This is a genomic window from Neobacillus drentensis, assembly GCF_036962125.1.
Classification (GTDB): domain Bacteria; phylum Bacillota; class Bacilli; order Bacillales; family Cytobacillaceae; genus Neobacillus; species Neobacillus drentensis_B.
Genome location: NZ_JBALOA010000030.1, coordinates 1 through 10883, shown reverse-complemented (window position 1 = coordinate 10883; position 10883 = coordinate 1). Strand labels below are relative to the sequence as shown.

At 39.4% G+C, this 10883-nt stretch carries 12 protein-coding genes; 11 read left to right on the top strand and 1 reads right to left on the bottom strand.

Annotated features, from left to right (window positions below):
• Positions 1-115 precede the first annotated feature (115 nt).
• The 3 genes from V7121_RS21865 to rsmI are packed head-to-tail and all read left to right on the top strand — an operon-like array spanning position 116 to position 1977.
• Positions 116-856: a tRNA1(Val) (adenine(37)-N6)-methyltransferase gene (locus V7121_RS21865; RefSeq protein WP_335501767.1), complete on the top strand. Its 741-nt coding sequence runs from the start codon at positions 116-118 to the stop codon at positions 854-856.
• Positions 846-1127: a GIY-YIG nuclease family protein gene (locus V7121_RS21860; RefSeq protein ID WP_335501750.1), complete on the top strand. Its 282-nt coding sequence runs from the start codon at positions 846-848 to the stop codon at positions 1125-1127. The genes V7121_RS21865 and V7121_RS21860 overlap by 11 nt, the downstream gene beginning before the upstream one ends.
• Positions 1105-1977 (top strand): 16S rRNA (cytidine(1402)-2'-O)-methyltransferase, encoded by an 873-nt coding sequence (rsmI, locus tag V7121_RS21855; RefSeq protein WP_335501748.1) that lies wholly within the window; start codon positions 1105-1107, stop codon positions 1975-1977. Before V7121_RS21860 ends, rsmI begins: the two co-directional genes overlap by 23 nt.
• Positions 1978-2031: 54 nt before the next feature.
• On the opposite strand, the gene V7121_RS21850 is transcribed toward rsmI, so the two are convergent.
• The gene (locus tag V7121_RS21850; RefSeq protein ID WP_335501747.1) at positions 2032-2316 is read right to left on the bottom strand and encodes an AbrB/MazE/SpoVT family DNA-binding domain-containing protein; all 285 of its coding nucleotides are present in this window, start codon (positions 2314-2316) and stop codon (positions 2032-2034) included.
• Positions 2317-2796: 480 nt separating this feature from the next.
• Between V7121_RS21850 and metG the strand changes: the two genes are divergently transcribed.
• The 8 genes from metG (at position 2797) to V7121_RS21810 (ending at position 10749) form a co-directional block, all read left to right on the top strand.
• A complete protein-coding gene (gene metG / locus V7121_RS21845) occupies positions 2797-4752 on the top strand; it encodes a methionine--tRNA ligase (RefSeq protein ID WP_335501745.1) in 1956 nt (651 codons plus the stop codon).
• A gap of 270 nt (positions 4753-5022) precedes the next feature.
• The gene (locus V7121_RS21840; RefSeq protein WP_335501743.1) at positions 5023-5790 is read left to right on the top strand and encodes a TatD family hydrolase; all 768 of its coding nucleotides are present in this window, start codon (positions 5023-5025) and stop codon (positions 5788-5790) included.
• A 274-nt stretch (positions 5791-6064) separates the two neighbouring features.
• Complete coding sequence (locus V7121_RS21835) at positions 6065-7207, top strand: ubiquitin-like domain-containing protein (RefSeq protein ID WP_335547789.1); 1143 nt, start codon at positions 6065-6067, stop codon at positions 7205-7207.
• Between the two features lie 237 nt (positions 7208-7444).
• On the top strand, positions 7445-8005 hold the full coding sequence (rnmV, locus tag V7121_RS21830; protein WP_335501739.1) for a ribonuclease M5: 561 nt from the start codon (positions 7445-7447) through the stop codon (positions 8003-8005).
• The gene (gene rsmA / locus V7121_RS21825; protein ID WP_335501738.1) at positions 7998-8876 is read left to right on the top strand and encodes a 16S rRNA (adenine(1518)-N(6)/adenine(1519)-N(6))-dimethyltransferase RsmA; all 879 of its coding nucleotides are present in this window, start codon (positions 7998-8000) and stop codon (positions 8874-8876) included. The genes rnmV and rsmA overlap by 8 nt, the downstream gene beginning before the upstream one ends.
• A gap of 200 nt (positions 8877-9076) precedes the next feature.
• Positions 9077-9967 (top strand): sporulation peptidase YabG, encoded by an 891-nt coding sequence (yabG, locus tag V7121_RS21820; protein WP_335501736.1) that lies wholly within the window; start codon positions 9077-9079, stop codon positions 9965-9967.
• 204 nt (positions 9968-10171) lie between these two features.
• The gene (gene veg, locus V7121_RS21815; protein WP_335501734.1) at positions 10172-10435 is read left to right on the top strand and encodes a biofilm formation stimulator Veg; all 264 of its coding nucleotides are present in this window, start codon (positions 10172-10174) and stop codon (positions 10433-10435) included.
• A gap of 128 nt (positions 10436-10563) precedes the next feature.
• Positions 10564-10749, top strand: a complete 186-nt coding sequence (locus V7121_RS21810) for a small, acid-soluble spore protein, alpha/beta type (protein ID WP_335501733.1) — start codon at positions 10564-10566, stop codon at positions 10747-10749.
• The last annotated feature ends 134 nt before the right edge of the window (positions 10750-10883 follow it).

The following is a 10883-nucleotide window of genomic DNA, read 5'->3' as shown; positions in this document are numbered from 1 at the left end:
AGTCAACATCGAATCGCTAGCGCTCTTCGTGTTTCCTTTATCTCAGTTGGAGCGCTCCAGGCCATACGCCGCTGACCAGGGCGCTTACGCTTACCTTAATAGAAGGGGTTTAATAATGGTTAATTTAAAGGATGATGAACGGTTAGATTATTTGTTAGCAGAAAACTTAAGAATTATCCAAAGCCCATCCGTTTTTGCCTTTTCGCTTGATGCCGTCTTACTAGCAAGGTTTGTTTATGTACCGATTAAAAAAGGAAATTTGATTGACCTTTGCAGTGGGAATGGGGTAATTCCCTTATTTTTAAGTGCCCGGACGAAAGGACAGATTATCGGTGTTGAAATACAGGAACGGCTCTATGATATGGCGGTCCGAAGCATTGAATATAATGGGCTGACTCCCCGCCTCCAAATGATCCATGGTGATATCAAGGAAATGCCCAAGCAGCTAGGCTATGGAAAATTTGATATTGTCACTTGTAATCCTCCCTATTTTCTTACACCTTCAAAGGAAGAAATCAATCCTAATGAACATCTGGCGATTGCCCGTCATGAAATTCTTTGTACCTTAGAGGATGCAGTCAAGACATCAAGCCAATTGGTCAAACAGGGTGGAAAGGTAGCCTTTGTTCATCGGCCAGGACGATTGCTCGATATCATTACATTGATGAGAGAATATCGACTTGAACCAAAACGAATTCAATTCGTCTATCCGAAAAAGGGGAAAGAGGCGAATACACTTTTAATTGAAGCTGCTAAGGATGGTAGTCCAGATTTAAAAATTCTCCCGCCCCTTTTTGTCTATAATGAAGATAATGAATACACAGCAGAAGTGAAAGAGATTTTATATGGAGAATAAGCAGCACATCTTTTATGTGCTTACATGTAAAGATGGCAGTTTGTATGGAGGATATACGAATAACCTTGAGCGGCGAATTAAGATGCATAATGAAGGAAAAGGGGCAAAATATACACGGGGCCGTGGACCAGTAGAACTTACATACTACCAATGTTATGAAGATAAAGGCGAGGCGCTTCGGGCAGAATATAATTTTAAGCGGCTAACAAGAAAGAAAAAAGTTGAGTTTTTAAAGGGTGATAGTGATGATGTGGCAGCAAAAAAGCTTTGAGAATGAGGCGTCGAAAGGAATTCTATATCTGATTCCTACCCCAATTGGAAATTTAGAAGATATGAGTTTCCGAGCGGTTCGATTATTAAAAGAGGCAGACCTAATTGCAGCAGAAGATACAAGAAATACAAAGAAGCTGTGTAATTATTTCGAGATTAGCACACCAGTGGTTAGTTATCACGAACACAATAAAGAGGCAAGTGGCGAGAAATTAATTGAAAAGGTAAAGGAGGGGCTAAAGATTGCTTTAGTAAGTGATGCGGGGATGCCAGCGATTTCTGACCCAGGTTATGAGTTAGTGTTAGCTGCAACTCAGGAAAAGGTAACAGTGGTTCCCTTACCAGGTGCTAATGCGGCTCTGACATCATTAATTGCCTCCGGATTACCATGCCAGCCTTTTTACTTTTTTGGATTTCTGAATCGAAACAAGAAGGAGAAACGAACGGAATTAGAAGGACTGAAGTGGCAGCAGGCAACATTAATTTTTTATGAATCTCCCCATCGTTTAAAAGAGACCTTAGCGATTATGTTAGATGTTCTGGGTAATCGAAAAATGGCTATATGCAGAGAGTTGACGAAGAAGTATGAGGAATTTATTCGAGGGACGATTGAAGAAGTGATTGTCTGGACCAATCAGGATGAAATTCGCGGTGAGTTTTGTTTAATTGTTGAGGGGACAGACCAACAGCAGGAGGAAGAACCAAGTTGGTGGGAAAGTCTATCACTTGAGGAGCATGTAAATCACTATATCAATGAGAGTAATATTTCTTCAAAGGAAGCAATTAAGCAAACAGCGAAAGATCGAGACATGAATAAAAGGGACGTGTATCAAGCCTATCATGTCGAATAAGTAAGTCATGATGGAAATAAAAAAAGCTCCAGCATAAGTGCTGGAGCCATTTTATTATTTAACTAATTCAAAGTTGTTTTGGATTTCTTGTAATAATTGTTCTGCACCTTCACGGCTTAGGATCAATTTTCCACCAGCAAGAGATAAATTATCATCAGATACTTCCCCAGTAACCTGGCAAGTCATATTTGGCTTGTATTTCTTTAAGATGATACGCTCATCATCAACATAAATTTCAAGTGCATCTTTTTCAGCAATACCAAGAGTACGTCTTAATTCAATTGGAATAACCACACGGCCTAACTCATCAACTTTACGAACAATACCTGTAGATTTCATTTTATGATCTCCTCTCACATTTTCACATATTTTTTCTCTATCTATTTATTCGTCATTATTCGACAAAATTTTCATACCTTAATAATACAAGAAATTCCCATATCCGTCAATTATTTTATTTTGAAAAATAATATTAAAATTGTTCACTAGAAAAAAACGTTGATTTAGCCCTAATGTATCTAAAAATTACCTATTTTTAACCATTAATAATATTATTGTCATGTGAATAACAAAAAAGTCTAGATCGATATTATTCGACAAATTTCTGCATATTTTGTTACTATTGAACCATAAATACTTCGAAGGTCTTGTAATTTTTATGGGGGGAGCAGGAAGTTATTTATAAATAATGGAAGTATTGAATGCTCGTGTTCTTGCACAAAAGTTGATTTTTAGGTATATTTTGATGATAGAAGAGGGAAAAAGAGGCAATAATGGTTTAATAGGGTTGTGCGCTCGCCAACTATTGGAGGGATACAAATGGAGAATAAATTAAAGACTTTTTACCTGACTACACCGATTTACTATCCAAGTGGAAATTTACATATTGGGCATGCCTATACAACGGTTGCAGGTGATGCTATGGCTCGTTATAAGCGGATGCGCGGCTATGATGTTATGTACCTAACTGGAACGGATGAGCATGGACAAAAGATTCAACGCAAGGCAGAGGAGGCGGGGATTACTCCGCAGCAATATGTGGATGAAATTGTTGATGGTATTAAAGGACTTTGGAATAAGTTGGATATTTCCTATGATGATTTTATCCGGACAACAGATGAAAGACATAAACAAGTAGTTGAAAAAATCTTTGCTAGACTCCTTGAGCAAGGCGACATTTATCTTGATCAATATGAAGGCTGGTATTGTACTCCGTGTGAATCCTTTTTTACTGACCGGCAGCTAGTGGAAGGAAATTGTCCTGATTGTGGCCGTCCAGTTGAAAAAGTGAAAGAAGAATCCTACTTTTTTAGAATGAGTAAATATGTCGATCGCCTACTGCAGTACTATGAGGAAAATCCTGACTTCATTCAACCTGAATCTCGTAAAAACGAGATGATTAATAACTTTATCAAGCCAGGCTTGGAGGATCTTGCTGTTTCCAGAACCACGTTTGATTGGGGGATCAAGGTGCCAGGCAATCCAAAACATGTTATTTATGTTTGGATTGATGCTTTATCTAACTATATTACAGCACTGGGCTATGGAACAGAGAATGATGCCAAATATTTAAACTATTGGCCAGCTGATGTACATCTTGTCGGCAAGGAAATTGTCCGTTTCCATACCATCTATTGGCCAATTATGCTTATGGCCTTAGACCTCCCACTGCCCAAGAAGGTATTTGCCCATGGCTGGCTGTTAATGAAGGACGGGAAAATGTCCAAATCAAAAGGGAATGTTGTTGACCCTGTTACCTTAATTGACCGCTATGGTCTTGATGCGCTTCGCTATTATCTATTAAGAGAAGTTCCATTTGGAGCGGATGGCGTCTTTACACCGGAAGGATTTGTTGAACGTATTAACTTTGATTTAGCTAATGATTTAGGTAATTTACTAAACCGTACGGTGGCCATGATCGAAAAATATTTTAACGGTGTAATTCCGGATTATGCTGGTTCCGTTACCGAGTTTGACGCATCACTGCTGCAAGCAAATCAAGAGACAGTTAGTAAGTACGAAGAAGCGATGGAGAAGATGGAGTTCTCTGTTGCATTAACCGCAATTTGGCAGTTAGTCAGCCGTACCAATAAATATATCGATGAAACAAAGCCATGGGCTTTAGCCAAGGACGAGGCAAATCGTAAGGAATTAGCTAGTGTAATGGTCCACTTGGGGGAATCCTTACGAAGAATTGCTATTTTATTGCAACCGTTCTTAACACGGACGCCGAATGCAATTTTTACTCAGCTGGGTATTCAAGATGATTCATTAAAAGCATGGGAAAGCCTTGCTGATTTTGGTCTGCTTCCAAATGGAACAAAGGTGGAGAAGGCTGCACCTATCTTCCCAAGGCTAGATATTGCCGAAGAAGTAGATTTCATTAAGACGAAAATGCAAGGTTCTGCTCCGGTTGTGGAAGAAAAGCCAGAAGAGAAACCACAGGAAATTGAAGAAATTTCCATTGATGATTTCATGAAAATTGATTTGCGTGTCGCTGAAGTGATTCAAGCGGAGCCGATTAAAAAAGCAGATAAACTGCTAAAGCTTCAACTTGACTTAGGCTATGAAAAGCGTCAGGTTGTTTCAGGAATTGCTCAATATTATAAGCCTGAGGAATTAGTTGGTCGCAAGGTAATTTGTATAACAAATCTGAAGCCTGTTAAATTACGTGGTGAATTATCCCAAGGCATGATCTTAGCTGGATCAAAGGATGGTCAGCTTTCCTTAGCAACAGTTGACCAAACCTTAGCCAATGGAGCAAAAGTAAAATAATAAAAAATACTAGTAGAGGCGCCTGATAAAGGGCGCTTTTACTTTAGGGGATATCTAGCTCCAGCACCCAACGGCTAGTGGACTTCGCCCTTTTCCCTACGATAAGTCAAAGTGCTCCAGTCCATACGCCGCTAAACGGGTGCTTTCGCTTTTAATTGTTCCACGTGAAACATTTATCGGGACAATCCCCTTTTTTATTCGATTTTTTGACATTGAAAGACCTTAAGTGCAGAATTTAGAGAAAATAGTGAAAAGAGGTTCTTGATTAGTATGCTTTTCGACACACATGCACATTTGAATGATAACCAGTATAACGATGATTTAGAAGAAGTGATTAAAAGGGCAGAAGATGAGGGAGTCACCACAATGGTGGTTGTCGGATTTGATCGTCCAACGATTCAGCGCGCGATGGAATTAGCCGAAATCTATGACTTTATCTATGCCTGTATAGGCTGGCATCCCGTTGATGCGATTGATATGACGGAAGAGGATTTACGATGGATCGAAGAACTAACTGCCCATCCAAAGGTAGTTGCAATTGGTGAAATGGGTTTGGATTATCATTGGGATAAATCCCCAAAGGATATTCAGAAAGAGATCTTTCGGAAACAAATCAGGCTAGCTAAAAAGGTCAAACTGCCAATTGTTATTCATAATCGTGAAGCTACCGCCGATATAGTGGAAATATTAAAGGAAGAAGGTGCAGAAGAAGTAGGAGGAATTATGCATTGTTTTAGCGGCAGTCCCGAAGTAGCAAAGGAATGTGTAAAAATGAATTTCTATATTTCGCTTGGAGGCCCAGTGACTTTTAAAAATGCCAAAAAGCCGAAAGAGGTGGCGGCTGAAGTGCCATTAGATAAGCTATTAATCGAGACAGATTGTCCCTATTTGGCTCCCCATCCCTATCGTGGAAAAAGAAATGAGCCTAGTTATGTAAAATTAGTAGCTGAACAAATTGCCGAAATAAAAGGATTGACATTTGAGGAAGTGGCGGAAGCAACGACACGAAATGCTAAAAAATTATTCGCCATAAAATGATAGGGGAATTTGTCGAAGTCAGTGGAAGCTTGTCTTAAATTTTTATGATAACAAAAAGTTCTACATGTCTCCTTTTCTACATAGGATAACCGTGTCGAGAAGTTTCTCTTTGCAAATATTCTAACTTTGTGCATAATTAGAAATACCTTCGCAGAGTATGCAAGGAATGACAGCCGACAGCATGGTTTATTAATCTCTCTAAGAAAAGGAGGCGTTTTTCATCGTATTCAAAAACGTGAAAAACCCGTTCCCGAAGTCTTTGAGCCGGAAGACATTGACCATTGCTTTTGCTAGTTTCGTAGTTTTGTTGACATCTCTTGGAATTCTTTATTATGAAGGGTCAAAGAAAGTTGTTGCCATCACTCTGAACAATCAGCAAAAGGTCGTAAAAACACATGCGGATACCGTCAAGGAGTTACTTGATGAATTAGACGTATCCACTCGCTCACAAGACTATTTGCAACCGAAAGCGAATACAAAGGTGAAGGACCACCTCATGGTCGTTTGGAAGCAAGCTAAACGGGTTCACATTGTCAAGGACAACGAGAAAAAAACGATCTGGACGACAGCAGACTCTGTAGCTGGACTCCTAAAAGAGCAGAACATTGTTTTAAGCAAACATGATTCAATCTCACCTAGACCGCAAGCGGCAATACAAGATAAGATGAACATTGGCATAAAGAAGGCGTTTCATCTTACATATGTTGACGGCGGTAAAAAGCAACAAATTTGGGCCACTTCGGCTACGGTCGCTGACTTTTTATCACAACAGGGCATTGAGCTAAATGAATTAGACCGAGTTGAACCGTCATTAACAGAAACCATCGCAAAGAATGGTGTTGTTAACGTCATTCGAGTAGAAAAAGTCACCGATGTAGTGGAAGAACCAGTACAATTTGCTGTGGTAACCAAGAAGGATGATCGTTTAGAAAAGGGCAAAGAAAAAATTCTATCCAAAGGTAAAAAAGGTCTGGTTTCTAAACAATATGAGGTTCTCCTTGAAAATGGCAAAGAAGTATCAAGAAAATTGCTCAGTGAGCAGAAGATTGCAGAAAAACAAGATAAAGTTGTGGCTGTCGGAACGAAGGATTTATCGTTACAAGTTTCCCGTGGTGCAAATGAGCAGGGAAAAGAGTTTTATGTTACTGCAACAGCGTATACAGCGTATTGCAATGGTTGTTCAGGAAGAACTGCAACGGGACTTAATCTCCGTGCTAACCCGAACATGAAGGTAATCGCAGTTGACCCAAGAGTTATTCCACTAGGATCAAAGGTATATGTTGAAGGTTATGGGTATGCAGTAGCAGCTGACACTGGAGGGGCAATTAAAGGGTATATCATTGATTTATTTATGCCATCCAATAAGGACTGCTACCGCTGGGGACGTAAAAAAGTTAAGATAAAGATTTTAGAATAGTTGTCATGATGCAGGGGGTCCTATCCCCTGCATTTTGCTTTTTTCCAAAATTTCTTTATACTAACAACGAATACATACTGATAAAAACAGTATACCCTGATTATTGAACAGGTAAACTTTTCTTTCTAATTATATGAATTTGTTTGATAATATAGACGATGGACATTACAAAAATGTTTCAAGTTTTTATCAAATATTAATATTTTTATTACAGTGTACGGAGGCCAACATTAATAAATGAAAATTAAAGAAATTATTGTTGTTGAAGGCAAGGATGATACAACAGCGATTAAACGAGCAGTAGATGCTGATACCATTGAAACAAATGGATCTGCAGTCAATGAGGTAACCATTGATAAGGTAAAGCGTGCGCAGCAAACAAGAGGTGTAATCATTTTTACTGACCCTGATTTTCCAGGTGAAAAAATCAGAAAAACAATTGCCGAAGCGGTTCCTGGTTGCAAACATGCATTTTTAACCAAGGAAGCGGCAAAGGGAAAAGTCGGCGAAAGCCTAGGTGTCGAGCACGCCAGTTCAGAGGCCATCCAAGAAGCACTAAAGGATGCCCAGGTAATGAGTGAGAGGTATACGGAAGTAATAACCCAAGAGGATTTACTTACCGCAGGACTTATCGGCGGCGAGGGAGCAAAAGAGAGAAGAATGATATTGGGTGAATTTTTAAAAATTGGATATACAAATGGAAAACAGCTTCATAAGCGCTTAATGATGTTCCAAATCAGTAAACAAGAATTTTCAGAAGCACTAAAGGTTGTTCGTCAGGAGGAAATACATGAATAAAGATATTGCTACCCCGGTAAGGACGAAAGACATTTTAAAAAAATACGGTTTTTCATTTAAGAAAAGCCTAGGGCAAAACTTTCTCATTGATACAAACATCTTAAAAAAAATTGTCAGCTTTGCGGACCTAACAGAAGAATCTGGTGCGATTGAAATCGGACCAGGAATTGGTGCGCTTACTGAACAGCTGGCCAGATCTAGTAAAAAAGTAGTTGCCTTTGAGATCGACCAACGTTTGCTGCCAATCTTAGAGGATACATTATCCCCTTATCCCCATGTTAAAGTCATTCATAACGATGTACTCGAGGCAGATGTTGCGGAAGTAATGACAGAGGAATTCAAGGATATCAACGATATTATGGTTGTGGCTAATTTGCCTTATTATGTGACAACACCAATTATTATGAAACTTCTTGAAGAACATTTGCCGATCCGTGGGATTGTTTGTATGCTGCAAAAAGAGGTGGCAGATCGTATTTCTGCACGGCCTGGGACAAAGGACTATGGCTCGCTTTCTATTGCTGTACAGTATTATACAGAGGCAGAGACCGTCATGATTGTGCCAAAGACCGTGTTTGTGCCACAGCCAAATGTTGATTCAGCCGTGATTCGACTGACAAGGAGAGAACAACCAGCGGTTACGGTAACCGATGAAGCATTCTTTTTTCAAGTGACAAGAGCAAGCTTCGCCCAGCGAAGAAAAACTTTGCTAAATAATCTAACCAGCCAACTGCCAGACGGGAAACAAAAGAAAGAGGAAATTCTGCAAGCCTTAAGTGCAAGTGGAATTGACCCTAGTCGAAGAGGAGAAACCCTTTCCTTAGAGGAATTTGGCCGATTAAGCGAACAATTATATCCGTTTTTCCAATAGACCCTAGCAAAGGGTCTATTTTTTTCACTATGTGAATTTTGACACTCTGTTGATTGGCGCGGAAGGCACGAAGACTCCCCGCAACGCCAATCAACAGACCTATTCCAACAGACCAATTCACAAAAGGGGATGTAGTTGCATAGCCTAAGATAGAAACCTTATTTAAGGGCCTATTTGCTGGTCTTATTGGAGTGAAGACAGTGGATATAAAATTAAATGATATTGTCGGAAGGCAGTCGTATAACTGTGATATACTCTTTCGTATCATTGATGTACGAAAAATAAACGACCAGAAGTTTGCAATCCTTTATGGAGAGGATTTTCGTCTCGTAGCAGATGCCCCGTATGAGGACCTGGTTGTTATTGACCATAATCAAAGAGTAAAACTCACCAAAGAGTACAGAACACTTGAGGAGCAGTCCTTCAAGTTGTTTACACAAGATGTAGAACTAATCAAGCACCGTCAGGAATATGAAGCGACTGGTGGATATGTTAAACCGAGTAATTATTTCCAAATGCCAGGCAAGGTCCTCCATCTTGATGGTGATTCATCCTATTTGAAGAAATGTATGACGTTATATGAAAAAGTAGGCATCCCAGTTTTAGGAATACATTGTAATGAAAAGGAAATGCCTAATCAAATTGGTGAATTGATTGATTCGTATCGCCCGGATATTCTCGTAATCACCGGTCATGATGCCTATTCAAAAGCAAAGGGAAAGATGACTGATATTAATGCTTATCGCCATTCTAAGCATTTTGTTCAAACGGTTAGGGAAGCAAGAAAAAAGATTCCACACTTGGATCAGTTGGTTATTTTTGCGGGAGCTTGTCAATCGCATTTTGAATCATTAATCCATGCAGGGGCAAACTTCGCCAGTTCTCCGTCTCGAATTAATATCCATGCCCTTGACCCTGTCTATATTGTTGCTAAAATCAGCTTTACCCCATTTATGGAAAGGATTAATGTTTGGGATGTGTTACGTAACACATTAACAGGTGAGAAGGGTCTCGGAGGTATTGAAACAAAGGGAGTGTTACGAACTGGAATGCCTTATCGGCCAATCCAAGAGGAAGAGGAAGATGAATAAGCCTATCAATTCGAGAAGGCTTATTTTTTTATTTTTGGCCGATACATATTATTACCCAAATAAGGCAAGCTAAAAATGTTGAATTTTAGAAGAAAAAGTAGAATAAAAAATATTGACAATCTTTTTGTTTGACTGATATAATTTATGTTTTTGTTTGACATGACTATGTCAGTGTGTTATACTTTACACAGTGAGGTGGACCGAATGCCAAAAACCTTAGCCGATATTAAGAAGGCTCTTGACACAAATTTAGGGAAAAGATTAATGCTTAAAGCCAACGGAGGACGTCGAAAAACGATTGAACGTTCCGGTGTTTTAGCAGAAACTTATCCATCTGTTTTTGTTATTGAATTAGATCAGGATGAAAACTCATTCGAACGTGTTTCTTACAGCTATGCTGATGTGTTAACAGAAACTGTTCAAATTACTTTCTATGAAGATGCATCAGGACACTTAGCCTTAAATTAGTATATAAGCAATCTGCAGCAGTAAACTTAAGTTTACTGCTTTTTGCTGTTTAAAAAGCGTTTATCCAACATGAAAAGCCCAATCTTATCCCATACTAAGAATGCTGCGGTATGAAGGGGGTTGTTTAGATGGGCAGAAGAAGAGGGATTATGTCCAGCCACTTTAAAGAAGAACTGGCTAGAGAGCTTGGATTTTATGATGTCGTTCAAAAAGAAGGATGGGGCGGCATCCGGGCAAAAGATGCAGGGAATATGGTCAAGCGTGCTGTTGAACTTGCACAGGAACAGTTAGTGAGCAGGGGTCCAAGAAATTAAGGTCTATCCAAATCAATTACTTACTGCAGCAAGTCCAGAGGAAAATCTCCTCTGGATTCTTTAAGTGATAAGAAGGTATAGGTTTTTTAACCTAATTTACTGTCTTGCTCCAGCTCCCTAGCGGCTAGTGTCCT